This is a genomic window from Leptospira alstonii serovar Sichuan str. 79601 (assembly GCF_000347175.1).
GTDB lineage: Bacteria > Spirochaetota > Leptospiria > Leptospirales > Leptospiraceae > Leptospira > Leptospira alstonii.
Map to the genome: position 1 here is coordinate 87,501 of NZ_ANIK01000003.1, position 13,168 is coordinate 100,668.

At 39.3% G+C, this 13,168-nt stretch carries 9 protein-coding genes; 4 read left to right on the top strand and 5 right to left on the bottom strand.

Annotated features, from left to right (window positions below):
- The first annotated feature begins 792 nt into the window (after positions 1-792).
- The gene (locus tag LEP1GSC194_RS00745; RefSeq protein WP_017809887.1) at positions 793-1,296 is read left to right on the top strand and encodes a DUF4087 domain-containing protein; all 504 of its coding nucleotides are present in this window, start codon (positions 793-795) and stop codon (positions 1,294-1,296) included.
- A gap of 877 nt (positions 1,297-2,173) precedes the next feature.
- On the opposite strand, the gene LEP1GSC194_RS00750 is transcribed toward LEP1GSC194_RS00745, so the two are convergent.
- The 4 genes from LEP1GSC194_RS00750 to LEP1GSC194_RS00770 form a co-directional block, all read right to left on the bottom strand.
- Positions 2,174-3,046: a ParB/RepB/Spo0J family partition protein gene (locus tag LEP1GSC194_RS00750; protein ID WP_017809884.1), complete on the bottom strand. Its 873-nt coding sequence runs from the start codon at positions 3,044-3,046 to the stop codon at positions 2,174-2,176.
- A 2-nt stretch (positions 3,047-3,048) separates the two neighbouring features.
- Complete coding sequence (locus LEP1GSC194_RS00755; RefSeq protein ID WP_020771903.1) at positions 3,049-3,810, bottom strand: ParA family protein; 762 nt, start codon at positions 3,808-3,810, stop codon at positions 3,049-3,051.
- A complete protein-coding gene (locus LEP1GSC194_RS00760; RefSeq protein WP_020771783.1) occupies positions 3,785-4,552 on the bottom strand; it encodes an RsmG family class I SAM-dependent methyltransferase in 768 nt (255 codons plus the stop codon). Before LEP1GSC194_RS00760 ends, LEP1GSC194_RS00755 begins: the two co-directional genes overlap by 26 nt.
- Positions 4,553-5,696: 1,144 nt before the next feature.
- Positions 5,697-7,151: a M20/M25/M40 family metallo-hydrolase gene (locus LEP1GSC194_RS00770; protein ID WP_020771794.1), complete on the bottom strand. Its 1,455-nt coding sequence runs from the start codon at positions 7,149-7,151 to the stop codon at positions 5,697-5,699.
- A 345-nt stretch (positions 7,152-7,496) separates the two neighbouring features.
- Between LEP1GSC194_RS00770 and LEP1GSC194_RS00775 the strand changes: the two genes are divergently transcribed.
- Positions 7,497-8,225 carry a hypothetical protein gene (locus tag LEP1GSC194_RS00775; protein WP_036040591.1) on the top strand — a complete coding sequence of 243 codons (729 nt, stop codon included), beginning with the start codon at positions 7,497-7,499 and terminating at the stop codon, positions 8,223-8,225.
- Positions 8,226-8,964: 739 nt separating this feature from the next.
- Here LEP1GSC194_RS00775 and mnmG read toward each other — a convergent pair.
- Positions 8,965-10,872, bottom strand: coding sequence for a tRNA uridine-5-carboxymethylaminomethyl(34) synthesis enzyme MnmG (gene mnmG / locus LEP1GSC194_RS00780; RefSeq protein ID WP_020771955.1), 1,908 nt, complete (start codon positions 10,870-10,872; stop codon positions 8,965-8,967).
- Positions 10,873-11,016: 144 nt separating this feature from the next.
- Here mnmG and LEP1GSC194_RS00785 point away from each other — a divergent pair, with 144 nt between their 5' ends.
- On the top strand, positions 11,017-11,940 hold the full coding sequence (locus LEP1GSC194_RS00785; RefSeq protein ID WP_020771883.1) for a branched-chain amino acid transaminase: 924 nt from the start codon (positions 11,017-11,019) through the stop codon (positions 11,938-11,940).
- Positions 11,941-11,947: 7 nt separating this feature from the next.
- Complete coding sequence (locus LEP1GSC194_RS00790; RefSeq protein ID WP_020771859.1) at positions 11,948-12,880, top strand: hypothetical protein; 933 nt, start codon at positions 11,948-11,950, stop codon at positions 12,878-12,880.
- The last annotated feature ends 288 nt before the right edge of the window (positions 12,881-13,168 follow it).

The following is a 13,168-nucleotide window of genomic DNA, read 5'->3' on the forward strand; positions in this document are numbered from 1 at the left end:
TATTGATCAAAATCCCCTTCAACCAAGAAGTTTACATAGATAATTTTTCAGATATCAATATACGTATTAACAATATTAACGCGCGATGGGTCAAAATCCGATACAAAAAGTTTTCCGGGTATGTTTTCGGAGCTTATATTTTGCTTAAAGATATAGATGATTCAAACCGCGTTTTCGGCTCGGAGAGACTGCCATTCAATTTATCGACATACGATGATTCTCAATACAATCATTTTACTAATATTCAGAAAGAAACTTTGAAGACAATATTCAAAAGTAAAGCGTTCAACATCATCCATGACGAATATTTCAAGAATAACGCCGATCGAAACTATGATTATTTTAAACAACATCAGGAATTTATCGTTATCAAAGTTATGCCCGCATCCTTTTTCAGTAACCGTGATCTAATTTATATAGTTTACGATTCTGTAATATCGAGAATAAGAATAGTTATCTTCAATGGCATTGATAATTCATTTTTAAAATTGTACGACGACTTAAAAGTCATCAATTGTTTATCGAATGATAGCTGCGGATTTAGTCCGATTTATTCGATGGATTTTAGCGTAGGCGGTCTTCTTTCCGAATCGAAAGATGCCATAATCAAAGATCCGATCCTTTTCATAAAGAAACATGATTTGGCGAAATATACGAATATCAAACAAGATAGTACTTTTATACCTTCTGCAGGCTGTTTTGCTTTAGGCGTCAATTCCAATAATTTACTCGATTTCAATTCATTCTGCGTTAATACTTCACTTTATTATAATAATTGGGAATGTTTAAAACTTGAAAAACAAAGGAATCGATTTCTTCACTACTACGGACAAGCATTTGCAGACTAAAGCTCAAAAGCTGCGACAATCAGCTAATCACTACTTCAAATCAATGAATACACGACTTACGATTCTTGTTGTCCTACTTTTCGTTATGACAGTTATTGCGCCTGCGAATTTGGTCGGAGAAAATAAAACCGTCAATTTCGAAACCCGTTGCGGATGGCTCAGCAATCCGACACCGGCAAATATATCATTGTATGATCGAGATGCAGAATGGACGATCGGAGTCCAAGGCGGTTATCAAGTGGCTGGGGATTGGCAATGGCCAACCTTCCAATCAGGTCAGTGGGTGCAAACCAACTCCGGCAGCTATGGCTATGGTTGCGCGTGTTTACGACTTCGCGCAAGTAAACAAACTCACGAGGTATTGGAGATCAAAACCGCACGGGGAATTTTATTAACGAAATGTCGACAAGATCTTGCATTGAAGAAATGGGGCCGAATGTTTCAATGAAAAATACATAACGGATCACCGGCATAATTTAAGAATTCGTTTTAATTCGAAAATTTCAGTTTAAAAATTCTCTACGTTTTCACTTCTAATGTTTTGTATTCTCGGAATCGGAATGATGTTATTTACCGATTATAAATCCGAAAGAATCGCGTGTGGAGAGGATGTTTCACAATTAAGCGGTTATAGTTTAATGACTCCAATTTGGTGAACAATTTTGGCAATTGCATTCCTATCCGGTATTGTAAATTACGCTCTTCTTTCCGGTTGGAATTTCTAAACTGAGAATACTCAAAGTTTTAATAAACTGTACTTGTGAATCCAGCTAAAAAAACAAGGCCAGTGATTTCTAACTTTGACATATGACTCGCTTCACATAACATTAGGTGGCAGCGATAAAAAATACCATAAAGATAAAATATTCATTCTAGTAGAAAAGAAAAACTGATTAGAATCGCACAAACACAAGCAATGATAAAAAAATAAATCAGCCGAACCTTTTTAAAACGCGAAGTCAATTCTATGTAGAAAATAAATATCAAACTCAAAACAAAACCGAGTATTATGGATCCCCATTCATCATCGTTGCCATATTCTTCCGTCAATTTAATATACAGCAACAAAGGAATTAAAATTAATATCAGTAGATCAAGCCAATGATAAAAAAAGAATCCATCTTCCTTTCTTTTAACAAAGGCGATTTTAAATATAAAGGTAGGACGATAATCACGATCAAAGAAGTATTTATAAAGCTAAAAATTGGCTCCCAATCACTGAACAAATCAATAAAACTTAAAATAGGAAATAAATAATCCAGCAAAACTTTATCCGCCCTTTCTATAAGATGATTTTTGTTTCATCAATTCAAAATCTTTCATTCTCACAATCCCAACGCATTCAGGATCTTTTCCATCGCTTCTAAATTCGGATAAACGATCGTCATCTTTCCTTTGCCGGAGCCCTGATTGTGGCCGATTTCGATCTTCATGGAATATTTCTTTCTAAACTTGTTTTCCAGCTCAACGATGTTGACGTCTTTACGAGACTTCTTTTTTTCCGGAGCGGATTTTTCTTCCGTAAGATTGGAAACCAAATCCTCCACTTGCCTGGCGGTCAGTCCTTTCTCGGCGATTTGATACGCAAGTTGTTCGATCTTCTTTTTATCAGCCAGGGACAAAAGAGGTCTTGCATGACCTTCTGAAATTCTTCCGTTTTTAATCAAATCCTGAACTACGTCGGGAAGTTGAAGAAGACGAATCAAGTTTGAAATTGTAGAGCGATTTTTTCCAACACGAGCGGAGATATCAGTAATTTTTAAATTCAACTTTTCTGATAGAGTTTTATAGGCTATCGCCTCTTCGATAGGATTTAAATCTTCCCTTTGAATGTTTTCTATGATCGCCATTTCCATAGATTGATTTTCGGAAACATTTTTAACAACTGCGGGGATCTTTACAAATCCCGCAAGTTTACAAGCTCTGTAACGACGTTCACCGGAAATAATTTCAAAGCCGACGTCCAACTGTTTTACGACGATCGGTTGAATGACTCCGTGTGCCTTGATCGTTTCGGAAAGTTCTTTGAGGGACTCTTCCGAAAACGTCTTACGAGGCTGACTCGGATTCGGGCGAATTTCGCCGATCTTAATTTCGCGCAGCGCGCCTTCCGCCGAGGAATCCATCGGCGTTTTATTTTCGTTAACCGGAATTAAATTTCCAAGGCCGCGTCCGAGGGCTTTGGGTTTGATCGCCATTTTTAATTCTTCCCTGCGACTTCCAAAGCGAGACTTCTATAACTTTGGGCGCCGACTCCTTCCGGATCGTAACTCATAATCGTCTGCCCGAAAGAAGGAGCCTCGCTTAACTTGACGTTTCTAGGGATGATCGTCGTATAAACTTTGTCTTTGAAATAGGACTTAACGTCTTCCGCAACTTGATTCGCAAGATTCGTTCTTTTGTCAAACATCGTCAAAAGAACGCCTTCCAATTCTAAAGAAGGATTGAGTTGGTTCTGAACGAGAGAAATGATTTTCATTAACTGAGTCAGACCTTCCAAAGCGAAATATTCGGTTTGAAGGGTAATCATCACGCTGTCGGCGGCACAAAGCGCGTTGATCGTTAAAATTCCCAAAGAAGGAGGACAATCTATTAGAATATAATCATATTCGGTGCGAAGTTCGGAGACTGCGTTTTTCAGTCTATATTCCCTTTGATCCTCCGCGAGAAGGTCCGCTTCCGCGCCGCTCAAGTTGATATTGGAAGGAATGATATGAAGATTGGAAACGTTTGTTCTTTGAATGCATTCGTTTGCGGAAGATTCGCCTAACAGTAATTCGTAAGAAGTTTTTCCGAGAGTGTTGATTTCAAGGCCGAGACCAGACCCCGAGTTTCCTTGAGGATCCATATCGACGATCAAAACTTTTTTTCCGATCGAGGCAAGATTGGCCGCGAGATTGATGGAAGTTGTCGTTTTTCCGACACCGCCCTTTTGATTACTGATGGATACGATCTTTCCCATTTCCGCCCTTACTCTCCTTGCTGATATCCTTCCAAGCTCTCGGATAACCATGCCTCGGGCTAGAAACCTTTTTCAAGAATTTAATATGTCGCATGCCTAAAAAGTCAAGAGAGGGCAAATCTTCTGAAAATTCTAAACTAAAACCGGAATAAGAAAGAACCTTCCCTTCTAATTTTAGATCTATATCATGTTTTCCTAAAAATGGGACATAAGTTCCAGCGGTTTTCAAAAGATTACAAACCGCCTCCACACTGTAAGGATACGGAATAAAACCTCGTGATACGACATAATTCAGATTCAGTTTAGATTCTTCCGCTCTGATAAATTTAAATTTAACATCGGAAATTCGATGCAAACGAACAAATTCTTCCGTGTGAGAAAGTTTTCTTTTTTGAGAATCGATTAAAACGACAATGGGATAATCTTTGAGACAACGAAAGAAAAATCCGGGAATTCCGGGTCCGGTTCCGGCGTCGCCGAGTTGTGTTCCTTTCCATGATCCGACTTTTTTCGTGATCCGATAAACGTGATAGATCGATTCCAATACGTGACGATCGAGAATCTCCTCCGAATCTCTTTTGGAAAAAAATCCTCCGATCTCATTTTTCTCTTTTAAGAATAATGTGAATTTTAGGATCAATTCCCAATCAAAGGAACCGCTGATTTCATCGGCTTCGGTTGGAAATCGCTCCTTCAATCTTTCCGTGATCGATTCGATCGTAAATTGTTCGGGATCTTGCATGATACTAAAATAGAATTTTGATCTGCTTTGTCTTCACAGATTCTTTTTGTTTGTTTTTGAATAGGAGCTTGTCCCAAGACCTGAAAAAGAAAACGTGGGAGTTCCCACTTACTAGGAGTCAGTGGATAGGAATCAGATTAACCTTGCCTGTCAGACATTGACCTTTTTTTGACCAGTGTTTCTCCTATTTTATCCATAACAGCACGGAAGAGATTCAAGTTACCGTTCGTTTAAAAACGTGGGAGTTCCCACATTTTTGTAAAACTCAGGCGTCTCACTCTACAAATCGTTCGATAGGTTTTGGGACAAACTCGTTGAAGAAAAATGTGTTTATAAACTTTTTTCCACAAGAACGTTATTCTTGATTTTTACTCATTTTTAGATCTATAAATATTGATGTTTGAAACCGATTTTTTCTTGTGCTTCACTTAAAGTTTCAAACCTAAAAAGGCAAAACGCCCGAACTTATTCAAGGAAAGAATAAAATGATAAACGGAAAACGGGATGATCTTGAACATCAGATCGAAAGAATGTATCGACAATATTATAAAAGACTTATATTAGAGTTGTTAAAAAATTAATTCTCCATCTGTTTTCGTTTCATTGAAATGGACGATTGAAGCAGTTTTGTTAATCACGACTATGGAATTTTTCAACAACTCTAATATTCGTCTACATCAGTATTCAAATTTTCTAACTTCCGATTTACAACGTGTCCCGAAATTTAATTTTGTCTTACAGCGTCTGTTAACACTTAATCTCACTTTACCAGAAAGGGGCGCGAGATATTTTTCAACCACGTTGGAAGCCGTTCACAAAACTCAACCGAACTCACGTTAAAAGAGGAAATTTTTAGTTTTTCTTGAGATCCTTTAAAACAATCCCCGCGCAAAGGATCGATGCGGGGTCCATTCCATTCCAGTTTGATTCCCGATGGATCGGTGAACCGGAATGGACCGGAGCTGAGAGCCTGGTGGTCGGGCAGTTTCAACCGATTTCTTTTTATCGAAAAAATCGCCCCGACCATGCGCCCGCTTCTATCGGCAAATGATTGCGGTAATCCTACGTTGCCACTCGAAGTACGTTCGTGAGTTTCGAAACTTTAAAAAAGTTTAATGTTATTTTACGTCTAAATTCTTAAAGATCATTCAGGAGCGTTATTAAATCCTATAACCGTCTTATGAAGAATTTCGATTCCGGTTTTCAGATGTTCAATCGTAGTACTTTCATTCTTACCGTGAATTCCATCAATCTCATCCGAACTCATCAGAGCGGGAATCAAACCGTAACATTTAAAACCGGCCATTCTTAAGTAAGAAGAATCCGTCGTACCCGGAGACAAAAAAGGAGTTACGACCGCATTGGGAACAACCTGTTGAACGACTCCCGATAAAATTTTGAAATACTTAGAATCCACCGGTGAAATTGTTCCCGGTTCCAAATGTCTCACAGTAACTTTGACACTATACTTTTTTGCGAGCGTCTTTACTTTTTCAAGGATCTCATTCTCATCGAAACCCGGCAAAATTCTGATATCAACGGTTCCATTTGTTTTGGACGTTATCACATTGATTCCCGCCTGATGTGTATCGATTCCGGTGATACTCACGGAGTTACTGGTCATCGCCCGTAGATGTTTGTTTGAGCGAATGACTCCGTTTAAAATCAGACCTAATAAAGGATTACGAGATCTCTTTAAAACAAACGAGTTCGGAAAAGGACTTACTTCTCCCATTTGATAAAAGAAAGAAGCGGTCTCGTCTTTGATGATTACGACCTCGTTCATCTTTTTTAAATCCGTTAGAAAATCAATGAAATTGAGCGCCGCATATTGAACCGGCGGGGTGCTTCCGTGACCGGAAATGTCTTCCGATTCCAAATCCAACCAGATAATACCTTTTTCCGCGTGTTGAATATTGAAGATCTTACTTCCTTTTACGATTACGTCTTTTGTTCCGACACCGCCTTCGTTATGAACGAATTCATATCCGTTGAAGATCTCTCTGTGTTTTGCGATCAAAAATCTCATTCCGAACTCGGAACGACTTTCTTCATCGGACACCGCTAGATACATTAGATTTTTTTTAAGTTTTATTCCGGAATCATGAATCAAAAAGAACGTATAAAGTTCCATGATGCCGAGACCCTTCATGTCCACTGCGCCTCTTCCGTAAATCCGATCTCCTTTTCTTACTCCCGAGAACGGAGCTTCATCCCATTCGTTCGGGTCCGCTTCCACTACGTCGATATGACTTGTAAGAATCAGTCCACCTTCCGGATCGCTTCCTTTGATCTCGGCCATGATACTCGCCCTTTCCGGTTTTCCGGGAACATTGAAAATCGTCGTTTTGATTCCGCGTTTATCAAAGAGACTTTTTAAAAATAAAACCGCTTGTTTTTCATTTCCTCGAACCGTTTGAATTCTAAGATAGGCCTGCAAATCTTTCGAAGCTTCTTCCGCAAGTTTCCCGTAATCGCGCTCTTCAAACTTTGCGGCGGGTGTTAAAGATTGGATTCCTTTTTCTGTAACGAAAATCGTATAGAGTAAAAACAAAACCAAAACTCCTAAAAGGCCGAATGCGATTTTCTTTCGATTCATTTGTAATTCTCCTCGGTGCGGGAAAAGATACCTAAGCCCACTTTCCTTTCAAGGCATTTACGTTGGAGAACTTGTTTGTTTTTCGCGCGCGACTCCGATTTGCCGTTAATCTTTTTGATCGTTTTCCGATGATTGTAGGGTAGAGGTTATACGATGATCCGAATTCTATTTGCAGTTTATTCCGAATTCCTCATTTCCTTTCGAAGAAAGAAAAAAAAGAATCCTTTCCGATTCAAGAATTTATTCTCTAAGTTTATGAAGGGAGTTTATATGTTTCGGAAATACATTTTTGTTGCTAAACTCACGCATGAGTTCCTACATTCTAAGGTTTTGGGACGAGTTCTTATTTTAAGACTTGCTCTTATCTTCTTAGTGTTTCCAAAAATCATTCTCGGTGTTACTCCGGGAAAATGGTCTCATATCGATAAATACGTTTTTGGAAACAACTTAAACGGGCCCGTTAAAGAAATCGTAAAGAACAATAGCGGCAAAGTCGTTTACACCGCGACATACGAATATAATTCTTCGGGTAAACTTATCAAAGAAACTTACTTGAATGCAGAAGGAAATTCGGACGGCTCTACCGTCTTTCAATACAAGGACGGAAAAGTTGTTAGAGAAGAACTTTTCGATAAAAACAATTTCCTGCTCGAAACAAAAACCTTTCGATATAACCCCAAAGGACAAATCGATCTCGTAGAAGTTTTCGATAAGGAAAATAAACTTCTTTTAAAATCGAACATCACTTCTTGGAACAAGGACTTCGTGAAATCGGGACAAACAAGTTGGCCTGATTCTAAGGAAGTTGAAACGTTTCATTTGATTCAGGATGAAAAAAATCCAAGAACCCTAATTCAGAATATTTATAACGAAGAAAAAAAACAAATCGCCTCCACTAAGTTTGAGTATGATGAGCAGGGAAAGTTACTGACTCGGATCAACGTCCAAGGCGAGCAGGAAAGAAAAAACCAACTTAGTTACAGATCCGATAATCAACTTCAGAGTTTCACGTTTCACGTGAAACAGAACAACAAATGGGAACTTCAAAAGACTCACGAACTCATCTACAAATAATCTTTCCGTTGGAGGCCGCTTTAATTTTAGAGCGGCTCCTACTTTCAACTCCCCGAAACTTCCATCACTTCCATTTCGTTTTTGGAACAAGTTCCTATGAATCATCAGTTTCCAAATCCTCTCGTTTTTCTTTTGTGCGGCAGTGCCAATTCATTTTGTAGAACTTAAAGCTAAATCAGAATTCATATAAGGTAGATACAGAAGGAAAGATCTTTGATCGCGATAGTAAATCTCATACAACAAAGAGCCCTTCTAAAACCTGCTTTCTAAAATCCAAAATGAGATCAAAGCTTAATCTGGGTTGAACTATGGCAAGAAACACTAGAAAAGATTTTCTAGAAAGACATTCCAAAACCTTAAGCTCAACCAACTCAAATCAATGTACAAGTTCCTAAAAGTACTGGGATCTACACAATTTTATATTACAAAAAAAGTTTTCCGTATGAGTTCGCTCCTGCACTAACCCAGGTAAAACCTTGTAAGAGTTTCGACAATTTTACAAATCACAATCGATTCTTCGGATTTAGAATCCCGCAAATAACTGAGGTTTAATCCATAGGACACAAAAAAGATTTTTAAAAAATCGAATCTTCCTTCTCGGTCTGACTTTCTACTCATGCACACAAAAGAAAAAACCCGGACTAATTCCGGGCTTTCAAAAAACGTTTCATGTGAAACGCGAACGTAAATCGGAATCCCGTCGGAACTCCGACATCCTTTGTCGGAAGATTTTACGGTATCAAGAAACCTCCGCTTCTTGTTTCCTTTTACCTTTGATATGATAAAGAAGCAGATCGATATCGCTCGGATCGACTCCGGAAATCTGACTCGCCTTTTCCAAGGTCATCGGTTTGTGACTTTTTAATTTTTGAATCGCTTCCTTTTTCAATCCTGCAATCGATTCGTAGTTTATATCTTCCGGAATTGTCAGATCCAAATACTTGTTCTTCCACTGAATCGTTTCCAGTTCTCTTTTGATATAACCTTCGTATTTAATTTCCATCTCAAGAATGTTCTTCTCCGATTCCGACCAAGACATTACTTCGGGAATCATAAACTCTATATCCCCGATTTTGATCTCGGGACGTTTCAAAAAGGAATCCAACTTCATTCCGAACTTGTAGTTCGTGATTCCCTTTTCATCCAAAAGACTTTGAAATTCATCGGAAGGTTTGAGAGGGATCTGATAGATTCTTTCACGAACATTATTCACGCGCTCGTATCTTTCTTTCATTCGATCGTAACTTTCCTGGTCCACAAGTCCGAGATCGTAACCGTATTTCATCAGCCTTTGATCCGCGTTGTCTTGTCTCAAAAGAAGTCTGTGTTCCGCGCGCGAAGTAAACATTCTATACGGATCTTCCACACCTTTATGAACGAGATCGTCGACTAAAACTCCGATATACGATTCGCTTCTTTTGAACAAGAGGGGAGTTAGATTCTTCAGAGAATGAAGAACACTATAAGCCGCTACCAAACCTTGAGCCGCCGCTTCTTCATAACCGGTCGTGCCGTTGATCTGTCCCGCGTGATAAAGACCTTTGATCTTTTTCGTTTCAAGAGTCGGCTTGAGTTCGGTCGGATCTACATAGTCATACTCGATTGCATAACCTGGTCTTACTATCTCCGCGTTCTCTAAACCTTTGAGAGACCTTACCAACTTCCACTGAACTTCTTCCGGAAGACTTGTGGATACTCCATTGAGATAGATCTCGGTAGTTTCATAACCTTCGGGTTCCAAAAAGACCTGATGTCTTTCACGATCCGCAAACCTCACAACCTTATCTTCGATCGAAGGACAATAACGAGGTCCCGTACTTTGAATTTGTCCCGAATACATCGGAGATAAACTTAGATTCTCATGAATGAGTTTATGAGTCTCGGCATTCGTGTAAGTGATATAACATGGGATCTGTCTTCGAGTAATCTTATCCGTTGAAAAAGAAAACGGAGAAGGATGAGGATCACCTTCCTGAATCGCAAGCACACTCAGATCGACCGAGTTCTTATGAATGCGAGGAGGTGTTCCGGTTTTTAATCTTCCCAACTTCAAATTGTATTTTGCTAAAGACTTGGAAAGGCCTTTCACTGTGGGCTCGCACATTCTTCCGTTTTCATTTTGATACGTTCCGATATGAACGAGGGACGATAAGAACGTTCCCGTAGTTAAGATCAAATGATTGGTATAAATTTCAAAACCGCGTCCGGTCTTTACGCCAATCACTTGATCGTTTTCAATGAGAAGTTCTTCCACGGTATCCTGACGCATCGAAAGATTCTTCTCCGCTTCAAGAGTATGTTTTACTTTGAGTTGATATTCTTTCTTTTCCGCTTGAGCTCTTGGCGCCCAAACGCTTGGGCCTTTGGAAGTGTTGAGCATCTTAAACTGAATGCCGGTGTTATCAATGATCTTACCCATGATACCGCCGAGTGCATCAACTTCTCTTACCATATGTCCCTTCGCGATTCCACCGATCGCGGGGTTGCAAGACATTTGACCGATCGTATCCAAATTCATAGTGATCAAAAGAGTTTTTGCTCCACCCTTGGAAGCGATATAAGCCGCTTCCGAACCGGCATGACCCGCGCCTACTACGATACAATCAAAACGATTCGGGAAAAAAGATTGGTTCTTGGATTCGATCATCGAGATTCAACTTCCTGAAAATAAATTACAAATTTTAGAATGAGATGTTTCGCAAGTTATCGAACGTATCGATTGCAAGATGAATCGACAGCAGACTTAACATATTGATTCATGGAATTATATCACTTATCAGGTTCCTGTTCTATGGCAGAATCCATCAAGAAACTATCCTATTTCGAAGGAAAAATCCTTCCCGAATCCGAAGCAAAGATCAGCATTCAAACTCACGCGCTTCAATACGGAACTACCGTCTTTGGCGGAGTCCGCGGTTACTACGATAAAGACACCGATAACATCTATCTCTTTCGTATCTTAGACCATTACCAAAGACTGATCAACTCGACACGAATCATGCAGTTGAAGTTGGATAAGACAAAAGAAAACTTGAGGGACATAACGATCGACTTGATCCGTCAAAGTGGTTACAAAGAGAACATTTATCTTCGTCCTTTTGTTTATACATCGGCGCTGCAACTTTCTCCGCGCTTTCACGACGTGCCGACCGAACTCGCGATCTACATTCTTCAGTTGAACGACTACTTGGATACGAAACGCGGATTGAAAACGATGGTATCGAGCTGGAGAAGATTTGACGACGCAGTAATTCCGACCTTATCCAAAGTTTCCGGCGGATATGTGAACTCGGCGCTCGCAAAATCGGAAGCGGTTCAAAACGGATTTGACGAAGCCATCTTTTTGGATTCCAGAGGATTTGTAAGCGAAGGCTCTGCGGAAAATATATTTCTAGTTCGAGACGGAAAAATCATCACACCCGGAATCAGTTCTTCTTTGCTGGAAGGAATCACTCGAAAAAGCGTTCTCCAAATTGCAAAAGACAACGGAATCGAAGTGATCGAAAGAGATATCTCAAGGAGCGAACTCTATATCGCGGATGAAGTTTTCTTTTCGGGAACCGGAGTTCAAATCGCTTGGGTTTCCGAGATCGATCACAGAAAAGTTGCCGACTCGGAGATGGGACCGATCACAAAAAAGATTCAGAGTTTATTTTTCAATCTTGTAATCAACAAAGAAGAAAAATACAAACACTGGTTAACTCCGGTCTACTAAAGAAAGAATGAGTTCGTTTCAACTAGACGATATCTTAGGACAAGAAGTAGCTCTTACGTTCTTAAAAAGATACACATCGAGACCGGAAACGATTCCTCCTCTTCTTATCTTTCACGGCCCCGACGGAACCGGAAAGGAATCCGCATCGGAACGTTTCATTAAGAATGTATTGTGTTTCGAAGGAACTTCCTGCGGAGTTTGCGCGTCCTGCAAAGCGTTCATGCACCACTCACATCCCGATTACATTCGGTTTCCGGAAGAAAGCGGTAAGATTATACCAATCGGAAGCGAAGACAATCCGGATGAGTTTTCGATTCGATGGTTGATCCGTTCTCGATTGAATTATCGACCTCATCTTTCCCGATTTCGTTTTATCGTTTTTCCGGATGCGTCCTTAATCGGAAACGAAGCCGAGACCGCATTATTAAAATCGTTGGAAGAAGCTCCTCACTTTTCAAGATTTATCTTTATCGTAAACAATCTGGACAAATTGAAAGAGACGATCGTGAGCAGAGCTATTTGTATTCCGTTTCAATATTTGAATCAAAACGATTTAAAAAGAATCAACACAAACTTTGGACTTACCACACTTCCGTTTCAAGGCGGAAGTCTCGTATCATCGGACTGTCCGAGGGAAGTAATGGATTTGATTCAGGAAAAAATCAAGGATCGATTGGAAACGGGACTCGATCTTTTAAAACTCGAATCGTGGATCCTTTCTTACAAAGACGAACATCCAGAATGGAAGGAAAATTTTTCTTATAAAGAATTTTTAGAATTAATAAGTCTTGTTTTAATCTACGAATATACGAGAACGGGTTACGAAAATAATCTCTCAAAGATAGAAGCAATCTTTCAATTCAAAGCCGAACTTCACAAAAGAATCACCGGTATCGATACAATCGCACTTTCAAGATTGTTTTTTCAAATTTCTCTTTAATATACATTCTAAAATTTGAATATATATTCCTTAAAAAACATTCAGCCAAACGTCGTCTGAAGTATGTGAATAGATCGTTTTTATATTTGAGACATAATTAATTATTAAAAACATAAACATCTTCTTTTTTTAGCGGAAGATTCCAATTCCGGAATTTTCATTTGAGTACAAGGCTTCTTCAAAAAATACTGTATTCTCATTCGTAGGGTTCCGGGACTCCGGAGCCGAATTGAAAAATCGTTTTATTCAATCGAATTGAGAATTTTTTTAGTTCGAACCCGCAGAAGT